The following is a 20,329-nucleotide window of genomic DNA, read 5'->3' on the forward strand; positions in this document are numbered from 1 at the left end:
GTTTTCCTTTCTCATCGCGCCTAGGGCGCCACTTCAGCCGACACGACACGCTTGCCCTGGCGGCCAGAAATCCGCGACCACTCATCCGGGCTCGCGGTATTCGGCAGGTCTTCACTCTCATTCTGTTCTGCCGTGACCGCTTTGCGCAGGTGATCGGCACTCAAACCTGACGACGACACGCCAGCGATATGGTCCTTGATCGCCAGTTTCTTCGCCCGGTCCACAATATTGGCGATCATCGCGCCTGACACAAAGTCCGAGTAGTTCAGCACCTCAGAGGTGCCGTCAATAAGCTCCAAACGCACATAAGGACGCGGCGCAAACAGGGCCGCCACCGCGGAATCGATCAACTCCTCCACCGGCTGCGCCAGAGGAATCTCTTCGCTTAGGTGGCGCGAGAAAATATCTGCGGCGCCCGCCCGGTCCGGCCGGTCGATGCGCACCTTAATGTCTAGGCGCCCCGGCCGCAGGATCGCCGGATCGATCAGCTCCTCACGGTTCGTCGCGCCGATCACGATCACGTTCGCCAGCCCCTCCACGCCATCAATCTCGGTGAGAAGCTGCGGGACCACCGTCGTCTCCATATCCGAAGACACGCCCGAGCCACGGGTGCGGAAAATCGACTCCATCTCATCAAAGAAGATGATCACCGGGCGGCCCTCGTCGGCGAGCTCCCGTGCGCGCTCAAAAATCAGCCGAATGCGACGCTCCGTCTCGCCGACAAACTTATTCAGCAGCTCCGGACCCTTCACATTGAGGAAATAAGCGCGGCCACCATCGCCGATGCGCTGCGACAAAGAATTCGCCACCGCCTTCGCGATCAACGTCTTGCCACATCCCGGAGGCCCATAGAGCAGCAAGCCCTTCGGCGGCAGCAGATCGTACTGTTTGTACAGGTCAGGGTGGGCGAAAGGCAGCTCGACAGAATCCTTAATCGTCTCAATCTGCGCGCCCAACCCGCCGATATCGTCATAAGACACATCCGGAATCTGCTCGAGGCTCAGCTGCGAAACCTCCGTCTTCTCCACGCGCTCCACCGCAAAGCCAGCCTTCACGTCGATCAGCACCGTATCGCCCGCCCGCGCCTTCGTCCGCAGCGGAATAGTCAGGTGCACCAAGGACTCATTGCCCAGCTGATCAGCGACAATGGCGCGCCGGGTGCCCACCTTTTCGATCAGCGTGGCAAGCGAGCCGCTCGTCGGAAAGCCGCACGATTCGACGACCACCAAGCCCTCACCCAGGCGCACAAGGTGACCGGGCTCGAGCGTGCCAGGCTCCAGATTCGGCGAGACCTTCACGCGCATCTGCCGGCCGGACGTAAACACCTCAGCCTCCTGGCCGCGGTGCGCAGCGGCCAGAAAAATGCCGTAGGTCGACGCCGGCTCGCCGAGCGCCTCGACCTGCGCGTGCAAATCCTGCAACTGATCGCGCGACTGACGCAGCAGCTGCGCCAACTTCGCGTTGCGGGAACTTAGCGTCTGGTTGGTGCGCTTCAGCTCCTTGTTCTCGTTAACGATCTCCTCGTTGGCCATGGCCCTAGCTTACAGCGTGCGCTTATCGACGAGCCTTGCGCTGCGGACGAGGTGGCGTGACACCGTCGGCAAGCCGACGCGTCCACACCAAAAAGGCGGTGTGCGCATTCATCCGGTGCTCCGGGCGGGTAGCCAGGCCGTCGACCTTCCACTCGCGCAACAACGTCTCCCACGCGCGCGGCTCGGTGAAGCACTTGGCCTCACGGATGCCTTCCATGATGTTCATCAGCTGCGGCACCGTGGCCACATAGGTCATGAACACCCCGCCGGGGATGAGGATATTCTTCACCGTCTCGACGAAGTGCCAGGGCTCCACCATGTCCAGGATGACGCGGTCGACCGGTCCGCCAAGGTCCTCAGGGGTGACTTCGCCGAAGTCGCCCAGGCGCGGCGACCACCACTGCGGTGCCTCACCGAAGTACTCCGCGACGTTGTCCTTGGCGAACTGCAGGTGATCGTCGCGGATCTCATAGGAAAACACGTGGCCCTCAGGGCCCACGGCGCGCAGCAGGCTCATCGACAGCGCACCGGAGCCCGCGCCGGCCTCGAGCACGCGCGCACCCATGAAGATATCGCCCTCGACGAGGATCTGGGCGGCATCTTTCGGGTAGATGACAGCGGCGCCGCGCGGCATCGATAGCACGTGGTCCACCAGCAGGTGGCGGAAGCAGAGATAGTCGCTGCCCATGGTGGACTTGACCACGGAGCCTTCGTCGGAACCGATGATGTCATCGTGGAGAATCGCACCCTTATGGGTGTGGTACTCGGCCCCCGGCACCAACTCGATGGTGAAATGGCGACGCTTCGCGTCAGTCAACTGCACTTTGTCGCCTGCCTGGAAAGGTCCAGAATACAACGGCGGCCTCCTTGAAACGGGAAAATGTACCGATTAGTTACCGGTCAAGTATGCCGTAAGAGCCCGCGCAAACCATAGTTGGTCCTGGGTACCGGCCAGCTCCCGTGCCGAGTGCATCGACAACAGTGGCACGCCCACATCCACCGTTGGGATACCCAGTCGCGTCGCCGCGATCGGCCCGATCGTCGACCCGCACGGCACCGAATTATTCCCCACGAACGTCTGCACCGGCACATCGGCCGCGCGGCAGGCGTTAATCCACAGCGCCTCCGTCACCGCGTCCGAGGCATAGTGCTGCTTTGCGTTGATCTTCAACACCGGCCCCTCGTTGAGCAGCGGGCGGTGGGTCGGGTCGTGCTTGGCGGCATAGTTGGGGTGCACCGAGTGGGCGGCATCGGCAGACACCATGGTGGACGCCGCGAACATGGTGAACGGATCCCCGAAGGCGCGGGCGATCGTCGTTAAGCACCGTTCAAGCAGCGGTCCCCCGGCACCCGTCGTGGACTGCGAACCCACCTCCTCATGATTAAACGCGGCCAGGACCAGGATGTCCTTCGCGTCCGCGGTGGCGTCCAGCAACGCCGTGACGGACGCATGCACGCTGCTCAGGTTGTCCAGACGGCCGGCGGCCAGCATGTCGTTGAACACCGCGCCCTCCTGCGCCTCGGCGCTAATCAGCTCATGCGCAAGGATCGAGTGCTTATCGACGCCCGCCGCCTCAGCCACCACATCCATGATCGACTCCGCGTGCCCCGCCCCCATGATCGGCTGCATGTGCGCCTGCTGGTCCGGCTTCAACTCATTGGAACGCTCCAGGTGGATCGCCAAGTGCGGGATGCGGGCGACGGGACCGGTGTTGACGAGGCGGGAGGTGCCGTCGTCAAGCACGATGCGCCCCGCGAAGGTGAGCTCCCGGTCGAACCACGACGCAAGAATCGGCCCACCGTAGACCTCCACCGCCAACTGATGGAAACCATGCGCGTGGAAATCCGGCGTGGGCTTCAGCATGAACCCCGGCGAATCCGTATGCGAGCCGATGATCCGAAACGCCGGGTTCGGGTCCTCCGGGATCCAATAGGCGATCACCGCACCGCCGTCGACAAGCACATGCCCGCCCGGCTGCGTTCCCAGCGCGCCGGGGCCGTGCTCGGTGAATCCGGCGGCTGTGAGGCGGTCTGCCACCTCGCGCGCGGCGTGGAAGGCGGAGGGGGAAGCGGCGATGAAATCGATAAGGTCGCGAATCTGGCTCATACCTCACACTCTATGATGGAGACCATCATGACACCACGACCACTCGCCCTGTCCCCCTCCCGCGCCTCCGACTACCAGCAGTGCCCGCTGCTCTACCGGTTCCGCGCCATCGACAAACTGCCCGAGGAACCCACCCTCGCGCAAGTCCGCGGCACCCACGTGCACGCCGTGTTGGAGGACCTCCACTCGTGGCCTCGCGAACAACGCACCTACCCCGCCGCCGTCAAGCGCATCAAGCCGAATTGGGAGGCCCTCGTCGATAAGCACCCTGAATACGCAACGCTTGTCGACGACGAAACCGCCTATTTCGTCGAAGTCCGCAGTCTTGTGCGCGGCTACTTCGAAATGGAAAACCCCCAAGGTTTCGATTCCTCATCGCAGGAAATGTACGTGAACACCGTCTTGCCCAACGGGGTGCCCGTGCGCGGATTCATCGACCGCGTCGACGTAGCACCCACCGGCGAAGTACGCGTCGTCGACTATAAAACCGGCAAAAAGCCCCTGCCGCGCTACTCGGCGTCCGCGCAATTCCAGATGCGCTTCTACGCGCTGGTCTACTGGAGGCTTTACGACGAAATCCCCACCCAACTGCGGCTGATGTACCTGAAGGTCATCGATTCGATGTTCCTCAGCCCCTCGCGCGAGGAACTCGAATACTTCGAACGCGACCTAGGCGAGCTGTGGGCCAAAATCGAAGCCGACGGCCAGCAGGGAAATTTCCGCCCCAAGACCTCCAAGCTGTGCGGATGGTGCAATTTCCAAGAATTATGCCCCGCCTTCGGAGGGGTGCCGCCCGAGTACCCAGGCTGGCCAGGCAGCGTGGCCGATAAACCTACAGATCCTAGCTAAGTAGCCGGCGCCCGCAACCGTTGTGATCTGCGCCACCGAAAATCTGTGGATAACAATGTTGTTTTCCACAGATTTCGGACATTTGCGGCTTGTGTCCGGCGGCGTTGGGGGCAGCGTTTTAGCGTTGGGGCCATGAACCTGATCGACGCGCTGGTACAGATGGGCACCGCAGCCATGACGCTGCTGGGCCAGCTTGCCGACGTGCCCGCCGACAACCTCCTCGCCCGCGGTGCCGAGGCAGACACCGTGCGTGGCTACTACAAGCTCGTCGACGTCTACTACGGCACCACCGGGTCAAGGAAGCAGCAGCGCCTGGCTCGGGAGGCCGCGGTGCGCAATGGCCACGGCATGGACCGGCTGCGCCACATCGAAAACTACGTTGCCCGGGCGCACAACAACGCCGACAAGTGGCCGCTGCGCCGCCGGCTCGCCGAGTTCTCCGGGCACACGAAGGATTTCCGGGTGTTTGCTCGGGAGCAGCTCGCGGCGTTGAGCAAGCCCGGCAAGGAGGCTGGCACCCGCGACTACCGCGTGACCAAGCACGCCGACACCAACGATGCCACCATGAGCCTGCGCGGCACTCAGGCCGAAATCAGCGAGATTGACGCCCGGATCCGCGACTATGCGGAGCAGAACGACGTGCCTGTCGACGAGGCCGCCGTCGCTGTGATGAGCACCGGGGGCGGCGAGGCGATCTATGGCGCGAAAATTTTGATCCCGCTCGATGTGGGTCTGGCTTTGCTCAATGGCGAAGGCGACGATGCGATCCTGACCACCAGCCTGGGCGCCACCATCACCGGGCACGAGGCGATGGCGATGAAACTTGGCCCGATCGCCGAATTCGTCGGCCTGACCAACGTCGACGGGCCCATCAGCTTATCGACGGGGCACCTGACCGAAGGCAACGAACCCATCACCACGCGAGAAGCGCTCGAGCGGCTGCTGGAGGCGTGCAAAAAGTCCGGGGCCGAACCTCCACCGCCCGAAGCCATCGAGGTAGCGCTGCGGCGCACCCCCACCCGAAAGCAACGCGCGCTGCTCGAAGCTTCGCAGATCGTGTGCGGTGGCGAGGAGTGCACCGTGCCCGCCCACCGCTGCGAAGTCAACCACAACGTGCCCTATTCGCGCGGTGGGCTGACGGTCATGTCCAACTTGTCGAAGCTGTGCGGCTACCACAACGGCAAAGCGGGCGCTGCGGAGCAATACCGCAACGTCGCGGGAGAGGTACACCGGATTCTGCCGGGCGGGCGCCTCGTACGCAACGAACACCCAGTAGCGCAGCGCAACCCGATCCGCACCCTGTTCGAGACGGGGTTTAGGACAGGCCCGTGATCTCCCCGTCGTCGTCGATGTCGATGCTGTAAGCGGCAGGCGTCTTGCCCAGGCCCGGCATCGTCATGACATCGCCGGTGAGCGCTACGACGAAACCCGCACCAGTACGTGGCTGCAGCTTGCGCACGTGCAACGTGTGGCCCTCGGGTGCGCCCAGCTGCTTTGGATCGTCCGAGAAGGAGTACTGGGTCTTCGAGATACACACAGGAAGGGTGTCCCAGCCGTTGTTCTTGAGCACCTGCAGGTCTCGGGCGGCGTTGACTGAGTACTCCACCTTGTCCGCGTGATAGATTTCGCGGGCGATGGTTTCGATGGAGGCCTCGATGCCGTCGGAGGGATCGTAAAGTTGGCGCGACCCGCTGGACAGGTTCGCGACCACCTTCTCGGCCAAGTCGATGGCTCCGTCTCCGCCATCGGCCCAGGCTGAGGTCTCAGCGACATCCACGCCAAACTCTGCCGCCCAGTCGCGCATGAACTCGCGTTCCGCATCGGTATCAGAGGTAAAGAGGTTCACAGCCACCACCGGCTTCACGCCGAACTTGCGCACGTTGTCCACGTGACGCTCTAGGTTGCAGATGCCTCGTTTTAAAGCGTCGAGGTTCTCGTCGGTCAGGTCCTCTCGGGCTACACCGCCGTTGTACTTCATGGAGCGGATCGTCGTCACGATCACCGCGCCCGCAATATCCAGCTCACCGTAGCGGGCCTTGATGTCGAAGAACTTCTCCGCGCCAAGGTCCGAGCCGAAACCGGCCTCGGTGCACACGATGTCGGCGTACTGCTGCGCCGTCGTCGTCGCGATCAGCGTGTTGCACCCGTGGGCAATATTGGCGAACGGGCCGCCGTGGATGAAGGCCGGGGTGCCACCCAAAGTCTGGACCAAGTTCGGGTTGATCGCGTCCTTCAGCAAGACGGTCAACGCGCCCTCGGCACCCAAGTCGCCTGCGGTCACCGGCGCGCCGTCATAGGTCAGGCCGACAGTCAGGCGGGCCAGGCGCGCCTTGAGGTCCTGCAGGTCGGTGGCAAGACCCAGCACCGCCATGATCTCGGAGGCGGCGGTGATGGTGAAACCGGTCTCCGTCGGCGTACCCTGCTTGGGGCCACCCAGACCGGTAACGACCTCACGCAGCGAACGATCGTTGACATCGAGGCAGCGGCGCCACGTGATGCGGCGCGGATCGATGCGCAGCTCATTGCCCTGGTGAATGTGGTTGTCCACCAGCGCCGCGAGGGTGTTATTGGCGGCGGTAATCGCGTGGAAATCGCCGGTGAAGTGCAGGTTGATATTCTCCATCGGCACCACCTGGGAGTAGCCGCCGCCGGCCGCACCACCCTTGATGCCGAAGACGGGACCCAGCGATGGCTCACGCAAGGCCACCATCGCCTTGTGGCCCAGGGAGGCCAGGGCGTCGGTAAGCCCGATCAGGACGGTGGATTTGCCCTCCCCCGCCGGTGTGGGTGAGACCCCGGTGACCAGGACGATCTTTCCGGGGTTCGAGGATTTTTGAACGTGAGCCAAGTCCACCTTGGCCATGTGCTTGCCATATGGGACAAGGGCGTCGTCGGAAATGCCCGCCTTCTCGGCGATCTCGGTGATCGGCCGGAGCGTGTGGGCTTGAGCGATAGATACGTCTGAGAGCATGCTCCTAGAGTATTACGGCGCCGAACAGATAACCCAGCAACACGGCGATCGCGATGCACAAAACACCGGGGACAAGGAACGGGTGGTTGAAGACGAACTTGCCGATGCGGGTGGAGCCTGTGTCGTCCATCTCCACGGCGGCCAGCAGCGTCGGGTACGTCGGCAGCACGAATAGAGCCGAGACTGCGGGGAAGGCTGCCACGGCGGTCAGCGGGGACACGCCAATCGCCAGCGCGGCGGGCATCAGGGCCTTCGCGGTGGCAGCCTGGGAGTACAGCAGTGCCGCGGCGAAGAAGAGGACCACGGCCAGCAGCCACGGCTGGGCGCTGAGCACGTCACCGGCGAGCACCTGGATGTCGTCGAGGTAGTGGTTGATGAAGGTGGTGCCCAGCCACGCCACGCCCAGCACGCACACCGACGCCGACATGCCGGAGCGGAATACCTGGGTGGTCAGGATGTCTGCGGCCGGAACCTTGGTGATCAACAGGATGACGGTGGCGGCTGCCAGCATGATCGTCATGATGGCTTCGTTGCGCGGCAGCGTTGGGTCGGCGATCAGGCCCACTTGCTCGGAGATGGCGGTGGCGTACAGCATCACCGCGATGATCGCGACGAGGAACACCCCCACCGAGGCCTTAGCGCCCTTCGGTGCAACGTAGTCACCAGCCGCCTGCGGCTTGCCGACGAGCCCTCGGGCCACACGGTCCTGGTACACGGGGTCGTCGTCAAGCTCCTTGCCCAGCCGGTTGGCAACGAATGCGGTGGGGAAAATCGCGAGGAAGGTGGATAGCATCATGATGCCGACCAGCTGGAGGTAGCCCACTCCGTAGGGCTCCAAAAGGTCCGCCATGAACACGACGGCGGCTGAAATCGGCGAGGCGACAATGGCCATCTGGGAGGCGATCACCGCCACCGACAGCGGGCGCGAGGGGCGCACGTGGCCTTCTTTGGAAACTTCGACGATGACCGGCAGCGTCGAGAACGCGGTGTGGCCGGTACCGGCGAAGACCGTCATCAGCCACGTCACGATCGGCGCGTAGAGCGTGATGCGCTTCGGGTTGCGGCGCAGGAAACGCTCCGCCAGGTGCACCAGGTAGTCCATGCCGCCGGCGCGCTGCATCGCGGAGATCGCGGCGATGACACACATGATGATGCCGATCACGTCGAACGGAATATCCTCCGCGGACACCGTCATGCCCGTTGCACCCAGAAGGAGCACGCCAAGGCCGCCGGCGAAACCGATCGCGATTGACCCCAAACGCGCGCCCAGAATGATCGCGCCAAACAAAATAATCAGGTGGATGAGGAAAAGCATGAGATCCACTTTCCAAAACAAAGAGATAGTACCTACCTACAAGTATCATGGAAGCACGATGTCCGAAACAACTCAGTCGGGCGTGATCTAAAGCACCCACACCCCCAGATCTACGCTTAACGACGAAAAACCCGCCGAGCCGGAGGCAACTGGGCACATCCGGAGGCGGCGGGAATCGTCGTTAAGCGTGCTTATTCTTCGTCGAGGTAAACCTTGCCCCGGTACTCTGGGTGCATCAGATTCGACTTGGACAGCACCTTGTCCAGGGTCTCTTCGTCGAGAAGTTCCTTCTCCAGCACGAGCTCGCGCACGCCACGACCGGTCGCTGCGGCCTCCTTGCCGATCAGGTCGCCGTTGTGGTGGCCGATGAAGGGGTTGAGGTAGGTGATGATGCCGATCGAGTTGTCCACGTAGCCCTGGCACACGTCCTCGTTGGCGGTAATGCCGTCGACGCACTTCTCGCGCAGGGTCTTCGCGCCGTTGCCGAGGATGGAAATGGACTCGAACAGGGACTCCGCGATGACCGGCTCCATCACGTTGAGCTGCAGCTGGCCTGCCTCCGCGGCCCAGGACACCGTGACGTCGTTGCCGAAGACCTTGAAGCAGATCTGGTTGACAACCTCTGGGATGACCGGGTTGACCTTGGCCGGCATAATCGACGAACCGGCTTGGCGTTCTGGCAGGTTGATCTCGTTCAGGCCGGCGCGCGGGCCGGAGGATAGTAGTCGCAGGTCATTGCAGGCCTTCGAGACCTTCATCGCGGCACGCTTGATGGCGGCATGGGCGGAGACGTAGCCGCCGGTGTCGCTGGTCGCCTCGATCAGGTCCGGGGAGGAGCTGATGTTCAGGCCTGTGACCTCGCGCAGGGCCTCGATGACCTTGTCGCGGTAGCCGGACGGGGTGTTCACGCCGGTGCCGATCGCCGTCGCGCCCAGGTTGACCTCCAGCAGGTCCTCCGCAGCTTCCTTTAGAGTTTTCTGCTCCTCCGCCAGGTTCGCGCCGAAGGCCTTGAACTCGGAACCGAGCGTCATCGGCACGGCGTCCTGCAGCTGGGTGCGGCCCATCTTCAAGATGTCGACGAACTCGTCGCCCTTGTCGCGGAAGGAGCTCTGCAGCTGGTCCAGCTGGTCGATGAGTTCCTGCATCGCGTAGTACAGGCCGAGGCGCAGGCCGGTTGGGTATGCGTCGTTGGTGGACTGTGCCAGGTTGACGTGATCGTTCGGGTTGATCACGTCGTAGGAACCCTTCGGCTTACCCAGCTTCTCCAGCGCTAGGTTGGCCACGACCTCGTTGGTGTTCATGTTCAGGGAGGTACCTGCGCCGCCCTGGAATGCGTCGATCGGGAACTGATCCATGCAGCGCCCCTCGTCGAGAATCTGGTCGCAGGCCCACACGATCGCTTCCGCGATGTCCTTCGGCAGGGCGTGGAGCCGGCGGTTCGCGATGGCGGCGGCCTTCTTCACCTGCACCATGCCACGTACGAAGTGCGGGAAGTCATTGATGTGGGTGCGTGAGATCTGGAAGTTGTCCACGGCGCGCATGGTGTGCACGCCGTAGTAGTACTCGTTGGGCACCTCGACGGTACCTAGGAGGTCTTCTTCTGTCCGTGTTGACACGATTGCAGGTTCCTTTCATTGGTTTCATCACACCTTACTTCCTAGGGCGTGATCTTCACCAGAAAAATCGTTGAGGAATATTTTAAAGCCGCGCGATACGCAGTTCGGAGGCCAGGATCGCCTCGCCACCAACCGCCGCGAGTTCGTCCATCACAGCGTTGGCGTTTTTCTTCGGCACCATGGCGCGCACTGCGACCCACCCCTCGCGCGAGAGCGGCGAAACCGTCGGCCCCGACAGTCCCGGCGTAATCGCCGATGCCGCCGCCAAATTGTCGCGCGCGATGTTGTAGTCGATCATCAGGTACGTGCGCGCCGCTAGGATACCCCTGATGCGCGCGAGCACCACCTGCATTTCTTTGGTGGTTTCGGCATCAGCGCGCTTTACGACGACCGCCTCGCTAGTCACGATCGGCTCGGAGAAAGGGGCGAGCCCCTGCTGCCGCAATGTGGCACCGGTGGAGACAACGTCAGCAATCGCATCAGCGACACCTAGCTTGATGGAGATCTCCACGGCACCGTCGAGGCGGATCACTTCGGCAGACATGCCACGCTTAGCGAGGTAATCTTCCACCAGGTGCGGGTAGGAGGTGGCGATGCGCTTGCCGTTCAGCTTCTCCAGCGACCATTCCTCCCCTGCGGGTGCTGCGAAGCGGAACGTGGAGCCACCGAAGCCGAGCTCCATGACCTCGTCGACCTCTGCGCGTGAGTCGAGGGCTAGGTCGCGGCCGGTAATGCCGAGGTCAAGGTGGCCTCCGGCAACATAAATGGCGATATCCGTGGGGCGCAGGTAAAAGAATTCTACCTGGTTTTCTTCGTCGAAAACGTTTAGCGCCTTGGTGTAGCCGCGCGATTTGTAGCCGGCTTCGGCAAGGATCTCGGTGGCGGCCTCTGAGAGAGAGCCCTTGTTGGGCACGGCGATCTTAATCATGAAGCGGGCTCCTTACTAAAGGTACTTGTAGATGTCGTCGGGGCTGAGGCCGCGGGAGACCATCATCACTTGTGTCCAGTAGATGAGCTGGCTCATTTCCTCGGCCAGCTCCTCGTCGGACTGGTACTCAGAAGCGATCCACACTTCGCCGGCTTCTTCGATGATCTTCTTGCCGATGAAATGTACTCCCTTGTCCAGCGCGTCGACGGTGCCGGAGCCTTCGGGGCGTTCCTGCGATTTCTGTGTAAGTTCAGCAAAAAGGGTATCGAAATTTTTCACGCCGTTAACTCTAGTCGATGGACTCCCACCATGTGATCACATCCTCGGCTCCAGCCCTGACAAAATTGGCCGCGTCGAAGCGCACTACCCCGTCAGGGACAGGCCGATCTTCCCCAGGAAGACCAAGCACCCGGCACCCCGCCGCCGCAGCAGCCGACATCCCCGCCCAAGAGTCCTCAAAAACCAAGCACTCCGCAGGGTTAGCGCCCACCCGCCGGGCCGCCTCAAGGTACATGTCTGGGGCAGGTTTGCCATGGGGCACTTCGTCGCCGGTAATCGTGTCGGTGAACAGTTCACGGCCAATGGCGTCGATGCAGTAGTCGGCCAGTTCGCGCTCCGTGTTTGTGGTGACGAATTGGACCACGCCCTCGTCGTAAAGCGAACGAAGCAGAACTGCGATACCGGGAAGCGGTTCGATATCGCCGGACAGTAACTGGCCCATGCGCTGGTACATCCAGGCGCGGTCGCGTTCGAGGTCGCCGTCGACAAGCGTGACCCCGGCCCAGTCCGCGCAGACTTGCAGCGTGTTGGCGAAGCTGCCGCCGATCGTCTCTTCCCGCTTGGCGGTGCTGAGGCGGCGGCCGAGGCGCTCGGAGAGTTCGTAGGTAGCGATGCCCCACAGCGGCTCCGTATCGATCAGCGTGCCGTCCATGTCCCAGAAGATCGCGCGGAACGGGAAACGTGCGGGAGTTGTCATGCTACTCCAGCTCCGGAAGCTCGCTCAGCGCTTCCTCGTCGGCACCCGTCGCAGCTGAAGCATTGAAGATCAGCTCGGAGAGGTCCTCTTTCTCCTCCGGCTCCAGCACCGCGCCGTGATGTTTGGCGTTGAACTCATGCAAGTTGGTGTGGAAGGCCTCCACCACGGCGAGCAGCTCGGTAGCACTCGGATCCTCCAGGGTCTCCAGTGCGTCGAGGAACATTTCGATCAATTTTTTCAGATCCGGCAGCACCGCCGGGTCAAATGGTTCGTCCCAGAACTCCTTGTCCTCCTCGCGGAGGTAGGAGCCGGTAGCGAAGGTGTGCAGGTCGGCGATGAACTCGTCGACATCAGCTTGGAACTGTTCACGGATCGTCATGAGCTCTATTCTCACCGAAAACCACTAAACGCGCACGCCGAGCAAACCATGCACCGCATTGGCGATCATGCCCTCGTGGTCGCCGCGCGCTTCGTCGACAATGCTCAACGCACGCGGAGTATCCAGGTCATCGGACAGAGCTTGACGAAGCTTATCGACGATCGCCTCTGCCTCTTCCTTGCTGGATTCCTGGGCGAAGTTCTTCCGCCACGTAGCCAGGCGCTCTTCTGCTGCGGCCAAGATTTCGCCCGAGAAGTCACGGTCAGAACGGTAATGCCCGTTGAACACGGCCAAGCGGATCGCCGCGGCCTCGTGGCCTGCTTCGGTGAGCTTGTGTACGAAGACGAGGTTGCCTAGGGACTTGCTCATCTTCACCCCGTCCAGTCCGATCATGCCGGAGTGCACGTAGTGACCGGCCATGCGGTCGATTCCCTTGGCAGCCTCGGCGTGCGCGGCGGAAAACTCGTGGTGCGGGAAGGCCAAATCGCTGCCGCCACCCTGAATGGCGAACTGGTTGCCCAACCGATTGGTGGCGATCGCGGAACACTCCACGTGCCAGCCGGGGCGGCCAGGGCCGAATGGGGAGTCCCAGGATGGTTCCCCTTCGCGCTCGCCCTTCCACACCAAGGCGTCGAGGGGATGGCGCTTGCCTTCACGCTCAGGGTCTCCTCCGCGTTCAGCGAAGGCTTCATTCATTTCCTCGCGGGTGTAGTTGGATTCATAACCGAACTGCGGGGTGGCGTCGATCGAGGCGTAGATATCGCCCTTGTCGATCTGATAGGCCGCGCCCTTGTTCAGCAGTTCTTGGACCAGCTCGATGACTTCGTCGACTGATTCGGTAACGGAGACGTAATGCTGTGGCGGCAGCACGTCGAGGACGTCCATATCGGAGCGGAAAAGATCGATCTGCCCGCGGCCCAGCTCGCGCCAGTCCACGCCGTCGCGCTCTGCACGCTCGAACAGGGGGTCGTCGACATCGGTGATGTTCTGGACGTAATGGACCTTGTGCCCGTTAGCCAGCAGGATGCGATACACCAAGTCGAAGGTGAGATAAGTCGCGGCGTGGCCCAAGTGGGTGGAGTCATACGGCGTGATACCGCAGACGTACATACCCACCGGGTCATCCGACACGTCGACCGGTTTAACTACCTGGTCAGCGGTGTCGAAAAGGTGTAAAGGAGCGGGAGTACCTGCTACGTGGGGTACTGAGGGTTCTGGCCAAGTCTGCATGGCCCCCACCTTACATAGGTGACATCACACCGGTGGCCAAGAGGATCATGACCAGGATGCCCACTGGGATGCGGTAGGCGGCGAACCAGGAGAAGGAGTGGTTGGCCACGAACTTCAGCAGCCAGGCAATGGAGACGTAGCCCAAGACGAAACAAATCACCACACCGACGGTTAGCTGCGCGCCCGAGGCTGCCTGGCCCACATCCGGGTTGAAAGCGTCCGGCAGGGAGAACAGACCTGAAGCGAGCACGGCGGGAATCGCCAGCAGGAAGGAGAACCGGGTGGCGACCTCGCGGTCGAGGTTCATGAACAGACCACCTGAGATGGTGCCGCCGGAGCGCGACACGCCGGGGATCAGGCTGAGGCACTGGAAAAGACCCATAATCACGGCGTCTTTCATGGTCATCTCGTCGTAACCGCGGTTCTTCTTACCCACGCGCTCCGCCCAGATAAAGACAAAGGAGAACAGCACAAGCACGGTGGCGGTGATCCACAAGTTGCGCAGATTGTCGCGGATCAAGTCCTTGCCCAAGAAGCCGATGACACCCACGGGGATCGTGCCGACGATCACCATCCAGCCCATCCGATAATCCAGCCCGCGGCGCTCCGGGTTGAAGAGCCCGGCGAACCACCCGGTAAGGATCTGCCAGATCTCCTTAGCGAAGTACACCAACACGGCGGCCTCGGTACCCAGCTGGATCACCGCGGTAAAAGAGGCGCCGGCGTCTTGGCCCCAGAACAGCTCAGAGACGATCCGCAGGTGCCCTGACGACGAGACCGGCAGGAACTCGGTGAGACCTTGGACGATGGATAGTACGATGACCTGCACCCACGTCATCGACTCTGCAACTTGAGCTACTTCATTCACAGCGAACCACCCTACAACTATTGTGGATGAAGTGAAGAAACGAAACGTGGGTCACAGCGGATTGAGAGTCTCCTCCCTAGGTTTAGACACGAATTCGCTTATCGACGAGGACAGCGCCACCACTAACTCGATCGTCTCCGCTTTCGTCGATGCCGGCGGGGACTTGATCGACATCGCCCCCGGCACCGAGGCGCGGGTGGCGCAGGCGATACACGAGGTCGGCCGAGACACTGTGGTGCTCTCCGCATCTGCAGGCGTGGACATGTCCCTGCCGATGGGCCAACGTGTGAACTGCTCACGTTCCCAATTGCTGCGCGGATTAGAGCAGCGGCTGCGGGATTTGGACACCGAGTATCTCGACGTGTTTCTTGCTGGCTACTGGGATCCGCGCACCCCACCAGCCGAAGTCGCCGCCACCCTGGAATCGGCCGTGGCGGCAGGAAAGGTGCGCTATGCGGGCGCGATCGGCTACGGCGGGTGGCAGTTGGCGGTCACGCCAGGGCTCACCGTGGCGCGCACTGAGTACTCCCTGCTCCAACGCGACGCGGAAGAAGAACTCCTGCCCGCGGCGAACCACCTGGGAATCGGAGTCATCGCCTCCTCCCCGCTCGCCGGCGGGGTGCTCACCGGGCACCCAGTGCACGGCACGCCATCGACCCACCCCTATGAATCTGAGAAGGCGCGCACCATCGTCGAAGCGCTGACCACCGCTGCCGACGGCCTCGGCCTCTCCCCTGCAGCGACCGCGTTGGCCTGGGTATGCGACCAGCCTGAGGTGGCAAGCGTGCTGGTGGAGCCTTCGTCGATAAGCGAATTGGAGGAATGGCTGCCGGCCGCGGATCTGACCTTGCCGCGGGCGATCGTGGCGGCGCTGGACGACGTTTCGAAATAGGGGTTCAGCCTCCCAGTTGCTAGGCTTAGGCCTTGTGAAGAAGCTCAAGGTTATCGCCGTGGTATCAGCACTTTCTGTCGGTTTAGCGGGATGTGGGGAGGACACCGCCCCGCCGCCAAACCCAGAGATGGGCAGCGCTTCCCCGGTGGAATCCCCGGCTTCGACCAATCCAGCTGGTGAGGTCACCGAATTCGACGCGATCACTGACATGGACCTTACCGGCGACACCTTGGGCGTGCGCACTGCCGCAGGGTTATTCGTCGGCACGCTCGACGACATCCTTGCCGGCGAAGTCAACCCCATCACCCTCGACGACAGCTGCACCGAGGTCTCTGCCCACGACGGCGTCTTCACCGTTGCGTGTGGCACCACCGTGCACATGATCGACGAGAATGGCGCCGAAGAGACCCTGGAGCTGGAAGAGCCCGCGAACGCGGCGGTGCGCATCAGCAATGGCGACGTGGTCACCGCTAGCGGCACCGAAGGCCAGGCCTGGGTGTACCGTGGCGGCGCGCTCGATGCTGATTTCAAGGTCCAGGACAGTACGGATCAGCTGATCGCCGTGACGCATGACGACGATGAAGCGGACGATGTCGTGCGCATTGGCCGAGAGATGACCACGATCCAAGACATCGACCTCGAAAATGACCGTGGCGGCGGTACGCTGCGCGTCGGCCTGGGTGTGGCGCAGATGGCTCCGGGCGAAGACGGCCTGGTCGTCGTTGCCGACAACATGGCAGACCAGCTGGCAATCTATACCGCCGGTGAAGTGATCCGTCTACACCAGACCGCCCCAGTCGACCCCGCTCCGTGGGGCGTGGCGTGGGACCCGGCCAAGGACCTGGCGTGGATCACCTCCCTGGAAAAGAACACCGCGGCCGGCTACGACATCTCCAACGGCGTACCCCTTGAGCAAGCCCGCTTGGACACTGTCGCGGATGCGCAGAACATGGTCGTGCTTGCCGACGGCACCCTCGTCATCGCTTCCGCCTCCGGCGACGGCCTGCAGGTGGTCAGCCCAGACTCCATCAATGGAAACGACGCTTAAGGACACTCCATGACAATCGGCGACAAACTATACGATGCAGCCTACGGCCTCGCACTCAAAGCCATGCTCCGCCTGTCACCAGAGCGGATCCACGACATCATTAACGTGGGGCTACGCGGCCTTCACCTGGCCTACCCAGTAAACCGCCTCGTCGAAAAGCTGGTGCGTAACGACGATCCCTGCCTGAAACAGGAACTCTTCGGGGTGGACTTCCCCGCCCCGCTGGGCCTGGCCGCCGGTTTCGACAAGAACGCTGCATCCATTGACGCCTGGGGCGCGCTGGGATTCGGCTACGCGGAGCTAGGTACTGTTACGCCGAAGCCGCAGCCGGGTAACCCTGCGCCGCGGCTGTATCGTCTACCGAGGGATAAGGCGATTTTGAACCGCATGGGTTTCAACAACGAGGGCGCTCTGACCGTTGCCGAGGGGCTGAAGCGGCGTCGCTCTCAAGATGTGGTGGGCATTAATATCGGGAAGAATAAAACCTCCGAGGATGCAGTGGCTGACTTCCGCCAGTGCGCTGCCCTACTGGGCCCCCTGGCGGACTACGTAGCGGTCAACGTCTCCTCGCCCAACACACCGGGCTTGCGCGACCTCCAGGCCGTTGAGTCCCTCCGCCCACTACTCCAGGCAGTGCTCGAGGCAACAGACTCACCCGTCTTGGTCAAGATTGCGCCGGATCTTGCCGACGACGATATCGACCTTGTCGCAGACCTTGCCCTTGAATTGGGGCTGGCGGGCATCATTGCCACCAACACGACGATCTCACGTGCCGGACTGTCCACCGATGCCGAAACCGTCCACAGCATGGGCGCCGGTGGGATCTCGGGTGAACCGCTGAACGTTCGTTCCCTCGAAGTGCTGCGCCGCTTGCATGCACGTGTAGGGGGAAAACTGGTGCTGATTAGCGTTGGCGGGATCAGCACGCCGCAGCAGGCGTGGGAACGCATCACCTCGGGCGCCCACCTACTGCAGGGCTACACCCCGTTCATCTATGGCGGGCCCGGGTGGATCTACCGCATCCACCGCGACCTGGCCGCTCAGGTCAAAGCCCACGGCCTGACCAATATCAGTCAGGCCGTGGGCAGTGGCAGGCCGTGGCGCGGGTAGGTCTGCTCGTCGTTAAGCGATCGAACGGCGCAAGATAAGCGCGCAGACCACCGCCATCGCCGCGTAGGCTGCGATCCAGTACGCTGCTGTGGTCGTCAGAGCAATCGTCGGGGTGACCACGCTGATGATGATCAACACCAGAGCAATCACGAGCGCAATCACCTGAGACCGCGAGCCGGGATGGTCGCGGCGCTGAGTGGCAAAGGCGCCAAAAATCAGGGCGGCCACCCACACCAACACGGTGCCGACGGTGATCTCGAAGACCCCGCCGGAGATGAACGCCACGACGGCCTGGACGATAAGGACGACGGCGAGCGACATGAACGCACCGCCGACGCGAAGCTGAATCGGAATCATTTAGCCTTGGTTCTCGTAGTAACCCCACAGCACAGTGCGCGCCAGGGAATGGAAGTAGAGATTAAAACCTAGCACGGTCGGTGTGGATTCTGGATCAATATCCAGCTTCTCTACGTCCACGGCGTGGACCGCGTACAGGTAGCGGTGTGGCGCATGGCCCGCGGGTGGGTTGGCGCCATAGTGCTCTGCCACACCATTGTCACCCTTGAGAGTGACCACGCCGTCGATGCCGCCCAGCGTCGCATCAGAGCCGGCGCCGGTGGGAAGCTCAGTGACCGAGGTTGGGATGTTGAACACAGCCCAGTGCCAGTAGCCCGAGCCGGTTGGCGCGTCGGGGTCCAGGCAGGTAATCGCCAGCGACTTCGTCCCCTCTGGGAGGTCAGACCAGCTCAGCTGCGGGGACTGGGACTGCGGGGCGCGGAGCTTCTCATCGAGCTCCTCGCCGTTCGTCAGGTCGGTGGAGGTCAGTGTGAACGTGGGCAGATCCTTCAGCGGTGCGTAAGGATCGGGCCCTGGGAATCGATCTTGTACGTAATCAGGAGTTGAATGTGCCATATCCCATTTCTACCTGAAACCGTGCCCTCGGGGGTGGAGATTACATCATTAAGATTAACGCTCTACGAAAGCGCCCTGACGTGGCGATTTGTGCCAACGCGCACGTTCAGGATAAAGTAGGCGAAGTGTTCAGCGCAACAAGCCGCACAGGAGACTGTGACTGTGCGCTGGGTGCACAACCCTTGCCCGGGTGGCGGAATTGGCAGACGCGCTACCTTGAGGTGGTAGTGTTCTATTAACGGACGTGGGGGTTCAAGTCCCCCCTCGGGCACCACACAAAATCTCGCGACATCGCTCCAGCGGTGTGGCGAAATTTTTTCTTTTCCGAAGACCCACGCAGAAAAAGGAACTCCCGAAACACCATGCGATGCCTCGGGAGTCCCCCTGCCTAGTTGTGGCTAGTGCTGCTCATTTGGATCGTTGTCAGCATCTTCCTTCGTCTGGTGGAAGGTGCCCTTCACGTGGTCCGGGGCAGCGTAGATCGAGTACAGCTTCACGGGCTCGTCGCCGTCGTTGACCAAGTTGTGCCACTTCCCCGCCGGGACGAAGATGGCGAAATCATCCTCAACCACCTGATCAATATCCAGGTTGTCTTCGCTTTCACCGATCATGATGCGGCCCTTACCGCCCTCGAGGCGCAGGAACTGGTCGTGGTCGTCGTGGACCTCAGCACCAATCTCCCCGCCAGCTGGGATCGACATGACGGTCATCTGCAGGTACTTGCCAGTCCAGAGGGTGTCGCGGAAAGCATCGTTCTGCTTAGTGACGTCCTCGATGTACAGTACGTATGGGTTTGGGCCATGGTCAGTACGTAAGTCAGCCATAAAATCTCCTTTGTCCGAACTATTGGTATAGCTTCCACTATAGGAGCATTTTAGGCTTCGCGTCGTCGCCCCTTAGAATGATGGCATCATGAAAACGCGTACTTGGCGGATCGTCGCCATTATCCTTGCGGCTGCAGTTTTTGTCGTCGCTTGGGCGCTTATCGACGTCCCCCCGCTGTCTGTTCTGCGCGAGTGGGCCACCACCACCGGCGCATGGTTCCCAGTGGTGTTCTGGTTGCTGTATGTGTTGATCACACAGTTTCCAATCCCGCGGACGGTGATGACGTTATCCTCCGGCATCCTATTCGGCCCTGTGTGGGGCATCATCATTTCTCTGACAGCCACAACAGTCGCAGCCGCGTTGTCATTGGTGATCGTCCGCGGGCTCTTGCGCGACTGGATCGAGCCCCGGCTGACTCACCCCACCGTGGCCACCATCAATGACCATCTGGAGCGTCGTGGCTGGTTGGCAGTCGTGAGCTTGCGCTTAATCGCAGGTGTTCCGTTTTCGATCATGAATTATGTTGCCGCGCTGACCAAGGTTCGGCTGGTGCCTTTCACACTCGCTACTTTGGTGGGGTCTGCCCCCGGAACGATCCTGATTACCCTGTTCGGCGATACCTTGACGGGCGAGGCAAACCCAGCGGTGATTGCCACGATGGCCGTCCTGGCTCTGGTGGGAATCGCGGGGTTGATCGTCGATACGCGAAGAGCGCGTCGGGACAACGCGCAACCAGATGACCTAAACGTCAAGCCCTCACAGTAGACTGAT

21 protein-coding genes and 1 tRNA gene are annotated in these 20,329 nt (G+C 62.1%); 7 read left to right on the plus strand and 15 right to left on the minus strand.

The genetic code is table 11. The annotated features are described in order from the left end of the window. Positions 1-20: 20 nt before the first annotated feature. The 3 genes from arc to B097_RS0107705 are packed head-to-tail and all read right to left on the minus strand — an operon-like array spanning position 21 to position 3,639. Entirely contained in the window at positions 21-1,532 is a 1,512-nt protein-coding gene (arc, locus tag B097_RS0107695; RefSeq protein ID WP_018581953.1) for a proteasome ATPase, read from the minus strand. A 22-nt stretch (positions 1,533-1,554) separates the two neighbouring features. Next, entirely contained in the window at positions 1,555-2,388 is an 834-nt protein-coding gene (locus B097_RS0107700; RefSeq protein WP_018581954.1) for a tRNA (adenine-N1)-methyltransferase, read from the minus strand. Positions 2,389-2,421: 33 nt separating this feature from the next. After that, positions 2,422-3,639 carry a M18 family aminopeptidase gene (locus B097_RS0107705; protein WP_018581955.1) on the minus strand — a complete coding sequence of 406 codons (1,218 nt, stop codon included), beginning with the start codon at positions 3,637-3,639 and terminating at the stop codon, positions 2,422-2,424. 27 nt (positions 3,640-3,666) lie between these two features. On the opposite strand from B097_RS0107705, the gene B097_RS0107710 reads away from it, so the two are divergent. Together B097_RS0107710 and B097_RS0107715 are read left to right on the plus strand one after the other, a co-directional pair. Continuing rightward, a complete protein-coding gene (locus B097_RS0107710; RefSeq protein WP_237559391.1) occupies positions 3,667-4,488 on the plus strand; it encodes a RecB family exonuclease in 822 nt (273 codons plus the stop codon). Positions 4,489-4,620: 132 nt separating this feature from the next. Then, positions 4,621-5,820 carry an HNH endonuclease signature motif containing protein gene (locus tag B097_RS0107715; protein ID WP_018581957.1) on the plus strand — a complete coding sequence of 400 codons (1,200 nt, stop codon included), beginning with the start codon at positions 4,621-4,623 and terminating at the stop codon, positions 5,818-5,820. On the opposite strand, the gene B097_RS0107720 is transcribed toward B097_RS0107715, so the two are convergent. The 9 genes from B097_RS0107720 to B097_RS0107760 all read right to left on the minus strand — a co-directional run bounded on the left by B097_RS0107720 (position 5,804) and on the right by B097_RS0107760 (position 14,741). After that, positions 5,804-7,459 carry a formate--tetrahydrofolate ligase gene (locus B097_RS0107720; protein ID WP_018581958.1) on the minus strand — a complete coding sequence of 552 codons (1,656 nt, stop codon included), beginning with the start codon at positions 7,457-7,459 and terminating at the stop codon, positions 5,804-5,806. The two genes, B097_RS0107715 and B097_RS0107720, sit on opposite strands and share 17 nt — an antisense overlap. A 4-nt stretch (positions 7,460-7,463) precedes the next feature. Further along, on the minus strand, positions 7,464-8,774 hold the full coding sequence (locus B097_RS0107725; RefSeq protein WP_018581959.1) for an anaerobic C4-dicarboxylate transporter: 1,311 nt from the start codon (positions 8,772-8,774) through the stop codon (positions 7,464-7,466). Positions 8,775-8,965: 191 nt separating this feature from the next. Next, complete coding sequence (aspA, locus tag B097_RS0107730; protein WP_018581960.1) at positions 8,966-10,390, minus strand: aspartate ammonia-lyase; 1,425 nt, start codon at positions 10,388-10,390, stop codon at positions 8,966-8,968. Between the two features lie 82 nt (positions 10,391-10,472). Further along, positions 10,473-11,318, minus strand: a complete 846-nt coding sequence (gene hisG, locus B097_RS0107735) for an ATP phosphoribosyltransferase (RefSeq protein WP_018581961.1) — start codon at positions 11,316-11,318, stop codon at positions 10,473-10,475. 15 nt (positions 11,319-11,333) lie between these two features. Then, complete coding sequence (locus B097_RS0107740; protein ID WP_018581962.1) at positions 11,334-11,597, minus strand: phosphoribosyl-ATP diphosphatase; 264 nt, start codon at positions 11,595-11,597, stop codon at positions 11,334-11,336. 10 nt (positions 11,598-11,607) lie between these two features. Further along, on the minus strand, positions 11,608-12,294 hold the full coding sequence (locus B097_RS0107745; RefSeq protein ID WP_018581963.1) for an HAD family hydrolase: 687 nt from the start codon (positions 12,292-12,294) through the stop codon (positions 11,608-11,610). A gap of 1 nt (position 12,295) precedes the next feature. Further along, complete coding sequence (locus B097_RS0107750) at positions 12,296-12,673, minus strand: hypothetical protein (protein WP_018581964.1); 378 nt, start codon at positions 12,671-12,673, stop codon at positions 12,296-12,298. 24 nt (positions 12,674-12,697) lie between these two features. Next, the gene (gene mshC, locus B097_RS0107755) at positions 12,698-13,903 is read right to left on the minus strand and encodes a cysteine--1-D-myo-inosityl 2-amino-2-deoxy-alpha-D-glucopyranoside ligase (RefSeq protein WP_018581965.1); all 1,206 of its coding nucleotides are present in this window, start codon (positions 13,901-13,903) and stop codon (positions 12,698-12,700) included. Between the two features lie 10 nt (positions 13,904-13,913). Beyond that, a complete protein-coding gene (locus B097_RS0107760) occupies positions 13,914-14,741 on the minus strand; it encodes an undecaprenyl-diphosphate phosphatase (RefSeq protein WP_018581966.1) in 828 nt (275 codons plus the stop codon). Positions 14,742-14,802: 61 nt separating this feature from the next. Between B097_RS0107760 and B097_RS0107765 the strand changes: the two genes are divergently transcribed. Genes B097_RS0107765 through B097_RS0107775 form a run of 3 tightly spaced genes read left to right on the plus strand, consistent with a single transcriptional unit; the run spans position 14,803 to position 17,821 of the window. Then, positions 14,803-15,663 carry an aldo/keto reductase gene (locus tag B097_RS0107765; protein ID WP_040429498.1) on the plus strand — a complete coding sequence of 287 codons (861 nt, stop codon included), beginning with the start codon at positions 14,803-14,805 and terminating at the stop codon, positions 15,661-15,663. A 34-nt stretch (positions 15,664-15,697) separates the two neighbouring features. Then, entirely contained in the window at positions 15,698-16,711 is a 1,014-nt protein-coding gene (locus B097_RS0107770; protein ID WP_018581968.1) for a YncE family protein, read from the plus strand. A gap of 9 nt (positions 16,712-16,720) precedes the next feature. After that, entirely contained in the window at positions 16,721-17,821 is a 1,101-nt protein-coding gene (locus B097_RS0107775) for a quinone-dependent dihydroorotate dehydrogenase (protein WP_018581969.1), read from the plus strand. Between the two features lie 12 nt (positions 17,822-17,833). Here B097_RS0107775 and B097_RS0107780 read toward each other — a convergent pair whose 3' ends face one another. Continuing rightward, positions 17,834-18,178 carry a hypothetical protein gene (locus B097_RS0107780; protein ID WP_018581970.1) on the minus strand — a complete coding sequence of 115 codons (345 nt, stop codon included), beginning with the start codon at positions 18,176-18,178 and terminating at the stop codon, positions 17,834-17,836. Continuing rightward, complete coding sequence (locus tag B097_RS0107785; protein WP_018581971.1) at positions 18,179-18,733, minus strand: YbhB/YbcL family Raf kinase inhibitor-like protein; 555 nt, start codon at positions 18,731-18,733, stop codon at positions 18,179-18,181. Between the two features lie 184 nt (positions 18,734-18,917). Here B097_RS0107785 and B097_RS0107790 point away from each other — a divergent pair. Further along, positions 18,918-19,007: transfer RNA gene (locus tag B097_RS0107790), tRNA-Leu, on the plus strand. A 124-nt stretch (positions 19,008-19,131) separates the two neighbouring features. On the opposite strand, the gene B097_RS0107795 is transcribed toward B097_RS0107790, so the two are convergent. Further along, positions 19,132-19,557: a cupin domain-containing protein gene (locus tag B097_RS0107795; protein ID WP_018581972.1), complete on the minus strand. Its 426-nt coding sequence runs from the start codon at positions 19,555-19,557 to the stop codon at positions 19,132-19,134. 88 nt (positions 19,558-19,645) lie between these two features. On the opposite strand from B097_RS0107795, the gene B097_RS0107800 reads away from it, so the two are divergent. Then, positions 19,646-20,323, plus strand: a complete 678-nt coding sequence (locus B097_RS0107800; protein ID WP_018581973.1) for a TVP38/TMEM64 family protein — start codon at positions 19,646-19,648, stop codon at positions 20,321-20,323. Positions 20,324-20,329 lie beyond the last annotated feature (6 nt).

Origin of the sequence: Corynebacterium pilosum DSM 20521 = CIP 103422 (assembly GCF_000373805.1) — a bacterium.
In the GTDB taxonomy this organism is placed as follows: Bacteria; Actinomycetota; Actinomycetes; order Mycobacteriales; family Mycobacteriaceae; genus Corynebacterium; species Corynebacterium pilosum.